We start from the raw sequence: 11,072 nt of genomic DNA on the forward strand, positions 1-11,072 counted from the left end.
TGGGAACCACGGCGTTTATCACCGATCTTCTCAACCGGGTTCCCGGGCTTGCCTGTCCCCATGAAAACGGGGAACCCGGGATCCATATTTTCAGCTATCGAGTATTCCCATGGGTCCCCCGTCGGGGCGGGGGACCCCGGCGGAACAGCCTGTTAGCGCTGGGTTATCCTGCACGAGGTCCCGGATCGCACTACGCGCGTCCGGGATTTCAGCGAAAAAAGCCCTCACCCCAGCTCAATCACCGCATCGACCTCCACCGCTGCACCGAGCGGCAGGACCGGGCAAGCGACGGCGGAGCGGGCGTGACGGCCCGCATCGCCAAACACTTCCACCATCAGGTCTGAACAGCCATTGATGACTTTGGGAATGTCGGTGAAGGCCGGGTCTGCCGCCACGAAGCTGCCAAGGCGCACCACGCGTTTTACCCGGTCCAGATCACCCTCACAGGCGGCGGCAAACTGGGCGATGAGATTGAGCCCGCACAGGCGCGCAGCAGCCTGCCCGGCGGCCACATCCATGTCCTGCCCCAGCGTGCCCTTCACAAGGCCGTCCGGCCCGATGGAGACCTGGCCGGACACGAACACCAGATTGCCGGAGCGCACGAAAGGCACGTAATTGGCCACCGGCGCGACGGCCTGCGGCAGGGTGATGGCGAGCTCTGCAAGGCGTTTGGCGATCTGGGACATGGGGAACTCCTGACTGCGTATGCCCTCTCAAGCCTGTCATCACCCGCTTCATGCGGGTGACCCAGCCCGGAGAGGTTCCGCTTGTACGTTCGTTGCAGGCATGGCTCCCCCGGACCTCGCTTACGCTCGGCCGGGGGATGACACTATTGAGCCTAAAACCGCTCCACAGCCATCGCCGTGGCTTCGCCGCCACCGATGCAGAGCGAGGCAACGCCGCGCTTCTGATCGTGCTTTTCCAGCGCCGCCAGCAGCGTGACGAGGATGCGGGCACCGGAGGCCCCGATCGGGTGGCCGAGCGCGCACGCACCGCCGTTTACGTTGATCACGTCGTGCGACAGGCTCAAGTCCTTCATCGCGATCATCGGCACGCTGGCGAACGCCTCATTGATCTCGAACAGGTCCACATCCTTGGTCGACCAGCCCGCACGCTCCATCACCTTGCGCATGGCCGGCACCGGCGCGGTCATGAAGTAGGCCGGCTCGTGGGCGTGGGCCGCCGTGGCGACGATTTTCGCGATGGGTTTCAGACCCCGGCGTTCAGCCTCTGACAGGCGCATCATCACAAGCGCCGCCGCGCCATCAGAGATGGCCGAGGCATTGGCCGCCGTCACCGTGCCGTCCTTGGTGAAGGCCGCGCGCAGTTCCGGGATTTTCTCGGGGCGTGCCTTGCCGGGCAGTTCGTCATGCTCGACCGTCACATCGCCCTTGCGGGTGGAGATGGTGACGGGGGCAATCTCGCGCTTGAAAATGCCGTCCTCGGTCGCCTTCTTGGCGCGCGAGAGCGTCTCGATGGCGTAGGCGTCCTGGTCCTCGCGGGTGAACTGGTATTCCTGGGCCACCATGTCGGCATAGACGCCCATCGCCTTGTGCTCATAGGCATCTTCAAGCCCGTCGAGCGCCATGTGATCCTTCAACGTGTCGTGGCCATATTTGAAGCCGCCGCGATGGGTCGGCAGAAGGTGCGGCGCGTTGGTCATGGATTCCATGCCGCCCGCCACGATCACGTCGGCTTCGCCAGAGGCGATCATTGCGCGGCCATAGATCGCCGCCTGCATGCCGGACCCGCACACCTTGTTGAGCGTGGTGGCCTGAGCGGATTTCGGCAGGCCCGCCTTGATGGCGGCCTGACGGGCGGGCGCCTGGCCCTGACCGGCGCTCAGCACATTGCCCATGAAGACCATGTTGACATCGTCGCCGGCGACACCGGCTTCGGCCAGAGCGGCCTTGATGGCGATGGAGCCAAGCTCCGGCGCGGCCATGGCCGCCAGATCGCCCAGCAGCCCGCCCATGGGGGTGCGCGCCATGCCCACAATGACGATGGGATCGTCTGCGCTCATGTTTGTCTCTCCTGTTTCAGGATGAAAGGGGTATGCGTTCTAAAAAACTGGCGCGCATGTGAAGGCCCCGCGCCGCGCCGCGTCAAGGCTTTTCGCAGGTGCAATGTCAGGCGCGGTCCAGCGCAACCGCCTCGGCGAGGATGACGGCCAGCCCGTCATCGAGATCATCGCCCGAGTAAATCTTCACATGGCGCATGGCCTTGCCACTGCCTTCCACGCGCACATGACCGGCCAGTTCAGCACCGCGGGAAAACTGCAAATTGATGTGCGCCTTGTGAGGCACGATGGCGCAGACCAGTGCCTCGCCCTGATACCAGGGATAGCCCCATTTGAGTATTTCGGTCAGATGCGGCGCACGCGCCCGGATCCAGCCGCGCAAAGCCCGTGCGAGCGGCGCGCTGGCCTTTTCCCGGTCGAGCTTGTCGAAATAGGCATCTGCGCTCATTCGGCTTTGTCCTCGCTTCTGGTGGCCATGATCCACCCGCCGCCCAGCACGCGGGTATCCTCGTCCACGCTGTAGAAGACGCAAGCCTGACCGGGCGCCACACCTTCCTCGCCCGCCGCCAGCGTCACACTGACAGCGCCGTCTGCACCCACATGCAGGCTGGCGGGGCTGGGCGGCCGTGTGGAGCGCACTTTCACGGCGATCTCCATCCCGTCAGCATCGGCCAGCGCGCCATCGCCAATCCAGTTCACATCGGCAAGCTGGATGGTGCGCACGGCGAGGGCCTCGCGCGGACCGACAATGACCTGCGCCTCGGCGGCATCCAGCCGGATCACGTAGAGCGGCTCGCCGGTGGCCACACCAAGCCCTCGGCGCTGACCTACCGTGTAGTGGATCACGCCATCATGGGTGCCGAGCACCCGGCCATCTTCATGGACGATCTCGCCGGGCCGGGCGGCATCGGGGCGCAGGCGTTTCACGACGCTGGCATAATCGCCATCGGGCACAAAGCAGATGTCCTGACTATCAGGCTTGGCCGCCACGATCAGGCCCAGCGCCAGGGCCAGCTCGCGCGTCTGGTCCTTGGTCAGATGACCCAGCGGGAAGCGCAAGTAATCGAGTTGCTCACGCGTGGTCGCGAACAGGAAATAGGACTGATCCTTGCCGTGATCTTCGGCGCGCAGCAGCACCGGTCCGCCCGCGCGGTCTTCGCGGCGGATATAATGGCCCGTCACCAGTGCAGCCGCGCCCAGTTGCTGCGCCGTGCTGAGCAGATCAGCGAACTTCACAGACTGGTTGCAGCGCACGCACGGAATGGGCGTGGAGCCCGCCAGATAGGTATCGGCGAAGTCTTCCATCACCGCTTCGCGGAAACGGCTTTCATAGTCGAGCACGTAATGGGCAAAGCCCATGGCCTCGGCCACCCGGCGGGCATCATGGATGTCCTGCCCGGCGCAGCACGCGCCCTTGCGGTGGATGGCAGCGCCATGATCGTAAAGCTGCAGCGTCATGCCGACGACCTGATAGCCCGCACGGTGCAAAATGGCCCCGACGACAGAAGAGTCCACGCCGCCAGACATGGCCGCGACAACGCGGTGATCTTGCGGGTTTCCGCCCAGCCCCAGAAACTCGCCGGTCAGGCCGAACTCGGCCATCAGCGCGTCCACACGCGCCTTATCGGCAGCCGGGTTTGCAGAACGGGTGTCACGCGACCCTGCGGGGCGCGCCTGAATAAGGGTCGTCATCTCTCTTTCCTTTCCCGCCGGTTCAAGGCCGGTGGCAATGGGCGTCAGGCGCGGCATATAGCGCATGGACGCGGCAAATAGAAGGCATGGCCGCGCCGCGCGCGCCGTTAGCATGGCGTTTACGATTATTACGGGTTTCGATGGATTTCGGGCGGCCTTGGGCGCATCGTTGTCCCATGAACGCTGCCTTCGCATCCGGTGTTTCGGGCTTTGCCTCTGCCGCGGCTCTTATGAACCGCGCGGCAGACCGGGTGTCCGGCGTTCGTGACCTGACCATCCCCGACCGCTCTTCCCGCGCGGTCAACACTCCAGGCGCGCCTGCCGGTCCTTCCCCTCAAAACCCCGCACCCGGCGGGCGCGTCACTCCTTCCCCCGACTACGCTGCAGCCGCCGTGGACATGATCCAGGCGCGCAATCTCGCCGCTGCATCGTGCGCCATCGTGCGTGCCGCTGACGACATGGTCGGCGCGCTGCTGGATGTGAAAGCCTAGCTTGCACACATCAGGGCTAGGCCCGATGCCCTGCAGCGCATAGTTTGCAGGCCATGAGCGACGTTCAGGTAGATCTTGTCCTTGATCCGGTATGTCCCTGGTGCTGGCTTGGCCATCGCTACTGGCAAGCCGCGCAGGAGCTCGTACCGGAAATCCCGGTGGAGACCGTGCTGCGCCCGTTCCAGCTGGATGCCTCCATCCCGAAAGCGGGACTGCCCTATCAGGACTATATGAGGAAGCGTTTCGGCGGCGATCCGTCCGGGCGCTTCAAGGCCATGCGCGAGCATCTGGAAGCGGCCGGACCCGCGGCCGGTATCGTCTTCAATTTCGATGAAATCACCATGCGCCCCAACACGATGGACGCGCACCGCCTGATCCGCTGGGCGCAAGGCCAGGGCAAGGGGGCAGAGGCCGCCGAGGCGCTGTTCAAAGCGTATTTCGAGGAGCGGCGCGATATCGGCGCGGCCACAGAACTGACCGCGATCGCGGAGGCTATCGGCCTTGACGTCAATCTGGTGGCAGAGCTGCTGGCCACCCATCGCGACAAGGAGGCGCTGGAGCGCGAGGAGAAATTCTACCGCTCGCTGGGCGTGGCGGGTGTGCCCTGCTTCATTTTCAACGGTGCATTTGCCGTCTCGGGGGCCGAGGCACCAGAGGTGCTGGCAGACGCCATCCGCAAGGCCGCCAGTCTGCCACCGGAGGAAGACGCATGATGCGCGCGCTTCCCGCTCTTGCCGCTGGCCTGCTGGCTGCCTGTTCGCCCGGCCAGCGCACGCCGCCGGACGGGGCCGAGCAGGCCCGTTTCATTGCCGTATGCACAGAGCGTTTCGACTATGGCGATGAAGCCTGCGCCTGCCTGTCAGAGCGCGCCGCGCGCCGCTTTGATGCGGTGGCCTACTCGATCCTGATCGACTCCATGACCGGCGAGCCTGTCCGCGCGCGCATGGATGCCGCCGGGCTCAACTCCAGCGTCCAGGGCGCGCTCAGCCGCTTCGTCGCCGAAACCGCCCTCACCTGTTATCCGGAAACCTGATTGCGCCTGCGTCCGGCGCACCCGATAGTGCGCTGCAAAGGCTGAACTCAATCAGCCCTGCGGGAGGGTTATCACCATGACACCAGTGGCCGTCGCCGGTCTCTATATCGGCATCAATCTGCTCATTCTGCTCGCTCTGGCCTGGAACGTCATCGACGGCCGGCGAAGCAGCAAGGTCGGCTTTGGCGATGGTGGTGATGAAAGCCTCGCCCGCCGCATCCGCGTGCATGCCAATGCGACCGAATGGGTGCCGGGCATGCTGATCGGCCTGCTGACGCTGGCGCTACTCGACGCGCATATCTACATCCTGCACGCGCTGGGTATCGCCCTGACGCTGGCACGCGTGCTGCACGCCTTCGGCCTGACGGGCAGTTCGGGCACCAGCTTTGGCCGGTTCGGCGGCGCGCTCATCACCCTCATCGTCTATCTGGCAGGCGGTATTGCCATTTTGTGGTACGCGCTGAGCTGAACGGACTGCGGGCCGTTGCGGGGCAGCAGTCCCGCCGTTATAGCCGGTGGCCATGACCGATAAAAACGCAAACGCTCCCGCCTCGCCCGCCAGCGGACCGGACACCAATGTCCTGTTGCCGCTGGCTGAAAGCCTGCTCAAACGGGCCATGGCCGCTGGGGCGGATGCCGCCGAAGTGATCCTTGGCGAATCCCGCTCACTGGAGGTTTCGGTACGCGAAGGCGCGCTGGAAGATGTCGAGCGCTCTGAGGGGCGCAGCGCGGGCCTGCGCGTCTTTATCGGCAAGCGCATGGCAGGCACCAGTTTTTCCGACCTGACCGACGAGGGCGCGAGCCTGGCGGTGGAGCGCGCCATCGCCATGGCCCGCGTCGCGCCCGAAGACCCGTATTGCGGCCTTGTCGAGCCTGACCAGCTTGCCCGCACCATCCCCCATATCGATCTTTACGAGGATATGGACTGGGACGCGGCCGCGCTGGAGGCCGAAGCGCTGGAAATGGAAGCGGCCGGGCGCGCGGTTGAGGGCGTTGCCATGGTTGCCAGCTCCGGCGCGAGCCTGTCGGCCAGCGCCGCCGTGATCGTCACCTCCACTGGCTTTACCGGTGCCAAGCGCGGCTCCATGGCGTCGCGCGGGATCGCCGCCATCGCAAAATCGGGCGAGACGATGGAGCGCGATTACGACCAGCATTCCATGCGCCAGCGCGCCGCCCTGCGCAGCGCAGCGCAGCTCGGCCGCTCTGCCGGTGAGCGCGCCGTTGCCCGCCTTGGCGCAGAAAAGATGACATCCGGCAAGATGCCGGTTGTCTTTGATGAACGCGTAGCCACCAGCTTCCTCGGCGCGCTGCTGGGTGCGATCTCCGGGCCGTCAATTGCGCGCGGCACATCCTTCCTGCGCGACAAGAATGGCACGCAGATTTTCGCCGAAGGCATCGACATTATCGAAGACCCGCTAAAGCCATGGGGCCATGGCAGCCGCGCCTTTGACGGCGAAGGCATTGCCACACGCCCGCGCGCCATCATCGAGGATGGTGTGCTGACTGGCTGGCTCATGAACGCCGCCAGCGCCCGCCAGCTGGGCCTGCCCCTGACCGGCCATGCCAGCGCCAATCCGGGCGGCCCGCCGGGGGTGAGCGTGTCCAATCTGCACCTCGCACCGGGCGAGCGTTCGCGCGTCGAACTCATCGCTGATGCGGGCAATGGCCTGCTGGTGACAGAGATGTTTGGCGCCTCGCTCAACTCCAATACCGGCGACTGGTCGGTGGGTGTGGCCGGCCACCGCATCGAGAACGGCAAGATCACCGGCGCGATCAGCGAGAGCACGGTGGCCGGGAACATGCTGGATATTTTCGCCCGGCTGCAGCCCGGCAATGATCTGGAATTCTCTGGCCGGATCAATGCGCCGAGCGTGCTGGTGGACGCGCTTTCCGTTGGCGGGCGCTAGCGCCGATCTCGATCTTCTGGCCGGGGCGGCGCGCGATGCCGGCCACCTCGTCATGGAGTATTTCGGTGAAGGCGCGCGCCTTAAGCACTGGGAAAAGCGCCCCGGCGATCCGGTCAGCGCAGCCGACATGGCCGCCGATGCCTTCCTGAAAGACACGCTGCTTAACGCCCGCCCCGATTATGGCTGGCTGTCAGAGGAAAGCCGGGCCGAACCGGGCTCATCGGGCCGCATCTTTGTCGTCGATCCGATTGACGGCACCCGCGCCTTCATCAAGGGGCGTACCGATTTCTGCATCTCGCTGGCCGTCGTGGACAACGGCCAGCCGGTCATTGCCGTGATCTGTGCGCCTGCGCGTGAGGAGTTTTACACCAGCATCAAGGGCGAAGGCGCGCTGTGTAATGGCGACCGCCTGCAGGTCTCGCAGCAAACCGCCATTGCGGGCGCAAAGCTGCTGGGCGATGCCGGAAGGCTGGGTGATCTGCGCGCTATCGGGGCTGAAACGATCCACGTCAATTCTGTTGCGCTAAGGCTCGCCCTCACCGCCAGCGGACAGGCCGACGGGCTGGTGGCGGTGCGCCCGAAAAACGACTGGGATCTGGCAGCGGGCCACCTCATCGTGACGCAGGCGGGTGGACGCCTCTCCTCGCCGGACGGCGCGACGCTCAGCTATGATGACCAAAGCCACCGCCAGCCAGCGCCCATCGCGGCTGGTCCGGCGCTCCATGCTTTGCTATTGCAGCAGCTTGCCGGACGGATAAAGGAATCACCATGAGCCAGCAGCTTCTCCATCTCGTGATCGGCGGCGAACTGACAGAGGTTCGCCCCGATGTCCACGAGTTCAAGGATCTGGGTGCGGTAGAGTTTGTCGGCGCGTTTCCCGACTATGAAAGCGCGCGCATGGCCTGGAAGGCCGCCGCCCAGCGCACCGTGGACAATGCGCATATGCGTTTTTTCATCATCCACGCCCACAAGCTGCTGGATCCCGCCAATGGCGGGCCGCAGGGCTAAGAGGCCAGGACGCTGAGCGATCCCGCCCTTCCGGCAAGGTCCGGCCCGCAATCGGCCGGAACGCTCGCGCTCGCCGCGCGGCTGTTTTCCGGCTGGATCGCGCCCAGATGGCCTTTACTCCTGCTGGGCCTTTTCCTGTCTGCCGTAACGGCCGCCTCTGTAAGCGGCTATGCGCTGGTGGTGCGCGAGATGACAGCGCTGATGGAGCTGCGCGATGCGCGCGTCATCTGGCTGGCACCGGCCATCGTGCTGCCGCTGGTGCTGATCCGCAGCTTAAGCCTCTACTGGCAGACGCTGGCCACCAACAGGCTGGCGCTGGGCGTCATGCGCGATCTGCAGACGGCCATGTATGCCCGCCTGATGGACGCCGACTTTGCCCGCCTGCAGGGCGAGGGCGCAGGCTCCCTCGTCTCGCGCTTCACCAATGACATCACCACCCTGCGCGAGAGCCTGGTGCGCGCCGCCAACAATCTGACCCGCGACACCCTGCAGGTGATTGGCGGGGTGGCGGTGATGATCTGGCTGGACTGGGTGCTGGCCCTTTTGCTGCTGCTGATCCTGCCGCTGGCCGGTGCGCCGGTGCTGCGCCTTGGCGCTATCATCCGCAAGCGCTCGCTCAGCGTGATGAGCCAGATGGGCAATGTGACGAGCTTTCTGGAAGAGACCCTGAGCGGGACGCGCCTCATCAAGACCTTCTCGCTGGAAAACTACGCACGCGGGCGCTCACGCACGGCCTTTCAGGAACGCTTCAGGCTCTTGCAGGCCATGGTGCGTGACCGCTCCAAGATCGAACCTCTGATGGAAATGGCTGGCGGCGTGGCGCTGGCCGGTATTTTTGCTGTCGCGGGCTGGCGCATGGCGACAGGCGATAGCGATGTGGGCCGCTTTCTCGGCGTAATCGCAGCGCTTCTCATCGTCAGCCCGGCCTTGCGCGCGCTCGGCTCGCTGGCCGGTGCGATACAGGAAGGCATGGGCGTGCTGGAGCGTGTCTTCAACCTGCTCGATGAAGACCCGCGCCTGGTGGAGCGCTCAGGGGCAAAGCCGCTGAAACTCAAAGGCGGGGCGATAGCACTCAAAGACGTGCACTTCGCCTATGGCCCGGAGGCCCCGGCCCTCAATGGTGTCTCTCTGGAGGTGCCTGCTGGCAAGACGGTCGCGCTTGTCGGACCGTCCGGTTCGGGCAAGACCAGCGTTCTCAACCTCATCGCGCGCCTGTTTGATCCGCAATCGGGCCATGTGGAGATTGACGGGCAGGACATTGCAGCCGCCACGCTGGCCAGCGTACGCGGCTCTCTGGCGCTGGTCAGTCAGGACACGACCCTCTTTGACGACACCATTGCCGCCAATATCGGCTTTGGCGCGCTGGAGGCCGATCAGGACGCCATCGAGGCCGCCGCAAAGGCTGCCGACGCGCATGACTTCATTGCCAGCCTGCCGGGCGGGTATGAATTCCGCGCCGGGCCGCGCGGCAATCAGCTCTCCGGCGGGCAACGCCAGCGTATCGCCATCGCCCGTGCGCTCCTGAAGGACGCCCCCATATTGCTGCTGGACGAGGCCACGTCGGCCCTCGATGCGCAGTCAGAGGAACGCGTGCAGGCCGCTCTGGAGCATCTGAGCGAAGGGCGCACCACACTCGTCATCGCCCACCGGCTCTTCACCGTGCGCAATGCGGACTGGATCTATGTGATGGATCAGGGCCGGGTGGTCGAACAAGGCCGCCATGACGATCTGGTGGCGGCAGGCGGGCTTTATGCCCAGCTGTGCCGTATCCAGTTCCGCGAGGATGGCGGCGCTCAGGCGACGTAGAGCGTGTCCGCGTCAGCTTCCGAGCGCAGCCAGGCATCGGCTTCGGCAACCGACTCAAAGACGAGGGCTTCATGGCCGGTAGCGCTCAGGCCGCGCCGCCAGACACGGGCATAGGCGCAATCAAGTTCGCGCGCCACGATGGCAACCCGGCTGGCGGGCATTTGCCGGCCACAGGCTTCCGCCAGATGCATGGCCTTGCCGCTGTCGAGCGCGGCGTAGGCGAGCCTTGTGTCAAACAGCACCTTGCGGGCAGGCTGGGAGAGGAAAAATTCGAGGAAGTCGGGCGTGCTCTGTGAATAGGTTGAGGTGTCACGGGCGCCGGAAACGGCGACAATCACAGTTGAGCGGTCCGGGCTCAGTGATATGTGGTGACGGCCCATTTGCCCTCCCAATGGAGAGCCATACTGCCATGGGAAAGGTTAATATCCCGTGGCCCCTGATACCGGTATCATTCCCGGCGCAGCAGGCGTTCTGTGAGGATTGAGCCCCACCAGCTGGCCATGAAGCCGTCATGGCAAGCCTGGCGGTCATACTCGGTCCTGACCCAGGTCAGGAAATCGATGGGTTCTTGCGCATTGCGGTCAAGATAGAGCTGGAAGAAATGGTCCAGCATGCCGGTTTTGCCGTGCTTTACATGGCCGTATCTGAGCGAGAGATGCGAGACCGCCTCTTCCACCGGCTTTCCCTCATGCAGGATGAGGTACATCACGGCGACAATACCCGCCCGGTCGGAGCCTGACTTGCAGTGCATGAAGGCGGGATACTTGATCGTGTTGAACACCTCGGTCAGGCGTTCGATACGCTCCACATAGGGCGCTTCACGTGATCCCCAGCCCAGATCGATCACCGTCAGGCCGTGCTTTTTCGCCGCCCAGTGCTCCAGATCGTAATAGGCCCTGCCGGGCTGCACGCCGCGCAGGTTGAGGATGGTACGAAAGCCCTGCCCGGCCAGCCAGGCTATACGTTCAGGGTCCGGTTGGTTGCCGCGCCACATCTGCCCGCCCACATGGCGGTGATTGTGCCAGGCCCGGCGCAGCACGCCATGATCGTCCCACATCAGGCTACGGCGGGCGCGGGCGAGAATCGCCGGATCGTCAAAATTGGCTGTCATGGGG

The 11,072-nt window shown here is 64.9% G+C and carries 14 protein-coding genes; 8 read left to right on the forward strand and 6 right to left on the reverse strand.

Annotation, left to right across the window (positions count from 1 at the left end):
• Positions 1 to 224: 224 nt before the first annotated feature.
• The 4 genes from AB6B38_RS08445 to mnmA all read right to left on the reverse strand — a co-directional run bounded on the left by AB6B38_RS08445 (position 225) and on the right by mnmA (position 3,622).
• A complete protein-coding gene (locus AB6B38_RS08445) occupies positions 225 to 686 on the reverse strand; it encodes a RidA family protein (RefSeq protein ID WP_371392417.1) in 462 nt (153 codons plus the stop codon).
• 152 nt (positions 687 to 838) lie between these two features.
• Complete coding sequence (locus AB6B38_RS08450) at positions 839 to 2,023, reverse strand: acetyl-CoA C-acyltransferase (RefSeq protein ID WP_371392418.1); 1,185 nt, start codon at positions 2,021 to 2,023, stop codon at positions 839 to 841.
• A 106-nt stretch (positions 2,024 to 2,129) separates the two neighbouring features.
• Positions 2,130 to 2,468: a DUF1801 domain-containing protein gene (locus AB6B38_RS08455; RefSeq protein ID WP_371392419.1), complete on the reverse strand. Its 339-nt coding sequence runs from the start codon at positions 2,466 to 2,468 to the stop codon at positions 2,130 to 2,132.
• Positions 2,465 to 3,622 carry a tRNA 2-thiouridine(34) synthase MnmA gene (gene mnmA / locus AB6B38_RS08460; protein ID WP_371395082.1) on the reverse strand — a complete coding sequence of 386 codons (1,158 nt, stop codon included), beginning with the start codon at positions 3,620 to 3,622 and terminating at the stop codon, positions 2,465 to 2,467. The genes AB6B38_RS08455 and mnmA overlap by 4 nt, the downstream gene beginning before the upstream one ends.
• 266 nt (positions 3,623 to 3,888) lie before the next feature.
• On the opposite strand from mnmA, the gene AB6B38_RS08465 reads away from it, so the two are divergent.
• The 8 genes from AB6B38_RS08465 to AB6B38_RS08500 all read left to right on the forward strand — a co-directional run bounded on the left by AB6B38_RS08465 (position 3,889) and on the right by AB6B38_RS08500 (position 9,957).
• A complete protein-coding gene (locus tag AB6B38_RS08465; RefSeq protein WP_371392420.1) occupies positions 3,889 to 4,203 on the forward strand; it encodes a hypothetical protein in 315 nt (104 codons plus the stop codon).
• A gap of 53 nt (positions 4,204 to 4,256) precedes the next feature.
• Positions 4,257 to 4,916: a DsbA family protein gene (locus AB6B38_RS08470; RefSeq protein ID WP_371392421.1), complete on the forward strand. Its 660-nt coding sequence runs from the start codon at positions 4,257 to 4,259 to the stop codon at positions 4,914 to 4,916.
• The gene (locus AB6B38_RS08475) at positions 4,913 to 5,236 is read left to right on the forward strand and encodes a hypothetical protein (RefSeq protein WP_371392422.1); all 324 of its coding nucleotides are present in this window, start codon (positions 4,913 to 4,915) and stop codon (positions 5,234 to 5,236) included. Before AB6B38_RS08470 ends, AB6B38_RS08475 begins: the two co-directional genes overlap by 4 nt.
• Before the next feature lie 76 nt (positions 5,237 to 5,312).
• Positions 5,313 to 5,705, forward strand: coding sequence for an MAPEG family protein (locus AB6B38_RS08480; protein WP_371392423.1), 393 nt, complete (start codon positions 5,313 to 5,315; stop codon positions 5,703 to 5,705).
• A gap of 52 nt (positions 5,706 to 5,757) precedes the next feature.
• The gene (locus tag AB6B38_RS08485; protein ID WP_371392424.1) at positions 5,758 to 7,143 is read left to right on the forward strand and encodes a TldD/PmbA family protein; all 1,386 of its coding nucleotides are present in this window, start codon (positions 5,758 to 5,760) and stop codon (positions 7,141 to 7,143) included.
• Positions 7,130 to 7,915 (forward strand): 3'(2'),5'-bisphosphate nucleotidase CysQ, encoded by a 786-nt coding sequence (locus tag AB6B38_RS08490; RefSeq protein WP_371392425.1) that lies wholly within the window; start codon positions 7,130 to 7,132, stop codon positions 7,913 to 7,915. The genes AB6B38_RS08485 and AB6B38_RS08490 overlap by 14 nt, the downstream gene beginning before the upstream one ends.
• Positions 7,912 to 8,151 (forward strand): DUF4170 domain-containing protein, encoded by a 240-nt coding sequence (locus tag AB6B38_RS08495; RefSeq protein WP_371392426.1) that lies wholly within the window; start codon positions 7,912 to 7,914, stop codon positions 8,149 to 8,151. The genes AB6B38_RS08490 and AB6B38_RS08495 overlap by 4 nt, the downstream gene beginning before the upstream one ends.
• Positions 8,152 to 8,163: 12 nt before the next feature.
• Positions 8,164 to 9,957, forward strand: a complete 1,794-nt coding sequence (locus AB6B38_RS08500) for an ABC transporter ATP-binding protein (protein ID WP_371395083.1) — start codon at positions 8,164 to 8,166, stop codon at positions 9,955 to 9,957.
• Here the strand turns inward: AB6B38_RS08500 and AB6B38_RS08505 are convergent.
• Positions 9,945 to 10,337: a hypothetical protein gene (locus AB6B38_RS08505; RefSeq protein WP_371392427.1), complete on the reverse strand. Its 393-nt coding sequence runs from the start codon at positions 10,335 to 10,337 to the stop codon at positions 9,945 to 9,947. The genes AB6B38_RS08500 and AB6B38_RS08505 overlap by 13 nt on opposite strands.
• A 68-nt stretch (positions 10,338 to 10,405) precedes the next feature.
• Positions 10,406 to 11,068 (reverse strand): hypothetical protein, encoded by a 663-nt coding sequence (locus AB6B38_RS08510; RefSeq protein WP_371392428.1) that lies wholly within the window; start codon positions 11,066 to 11,068, stop codon positions 10,406 to 10,408.
• Between the last annotated feature and the right edge of the window lie 4 nt (positions 11,069 to 11,072).

Origin of the sequence: Glycocaulis abyssi, assembly GCF_041429775.1 — a bacterium.
Classification (GTDB): domain Bacteria; phylum Pseudomonadota; class Alphaproteobacteria; order Caulobacterales; family Maricaulaceae; genus Glycocaulis; species Glycocaulis abyssi.

Excerpts from the sequence above, each read along its gene's own strand:
- AB6B38_RS08510 (WP_371392428.1), bottom strand. The coding sequence starts at position 11,068 with ATGACAGCCAATTTTGACGATCCGGCGATTCTCGCCCGCGCCCGCCGT.
- AB6B38_RS08465 (WP_371392420.1), top strand. The coding sequence starts at position 3,889 with ATGAACGCTGCCTTCGCATCCGGTGTTTCGGGCTTTGCCTCTGCCGCG.
- AB6B38_RS08485 (WP_371392424.1), top strand. The coding sequence starts at position 5,758 with ATGACCGATAAAAACGCAAACGCTCCCGCCTCGCCCGCCAGCGGACCG.
- mnmA (WP_371395082.1), bottom strand. The coding sequence starts at position 3,622 with ATGGCCGAGTTCGGCCTGACCGGCGAGTTTCTGGGGCTGGGCGGAAAC.
- AB6B38_RS08445 (WP_371392417.1), bottom strand. The coding sequence starts at position 686 with ATGTCCCAGATCGCCAAACGCCTTGCAGAGCTCGCCATCACCCTGCCG.
- AB6B38_RS08470 (WP_371392421.1), top strand. The coding sequence starts at position 4,257 with ATGAGCGACGTTCAGGTAGATCTTGTCCTTGATCCGGTATGTCCCTGG.
- AB6B38_RS08450 (WP_371392418.1), bottom strand. The coding sequence starts at position 2,023 with ATGAGCGCAGACGATCCCATCGTCATTGTGGGCATGGCGCGCACCCCC.
- AB6B38_RS08505 (WP_371392427.1), bottom strand. The coding sequence starts at position 10,337 with ATGGGCCGTCACCACATATCACTGAGCCCGGACCGCTCAACTGTGATT.
- AB6B38_RS08495 (WP_371392426.1), top strand. The coding sequence starts at position 7,912 with ATGAGCCAGCAGCTTCTCCATCTCGTGATCGGCGGCGAACTGACAGAG.
- AB6B38_RS08480 (WP_371392423.1), top strand. The coding sequence starts at position 5,313 with ATGACACCAGTGGCCGTCGCCGGTCTCTATATCGGCATCAATCTGCTC.
- AB6B38_RS08455 (WP_371392419.1), bottom strand. The coding sequence starts at position 2,468 with ATGAGCGCAGATGCCTATTTCGACAAGCTCGACCGGGAAAAGGCCAGC.
- AB6B38_RS08475 (WP_371392422.1), top strand. The coding sequence starts at position 4,913 with ATGATGCGCGCGCTTCCCGCTCTTGCCGCTGGCCTGCTGGCTGCCTGT.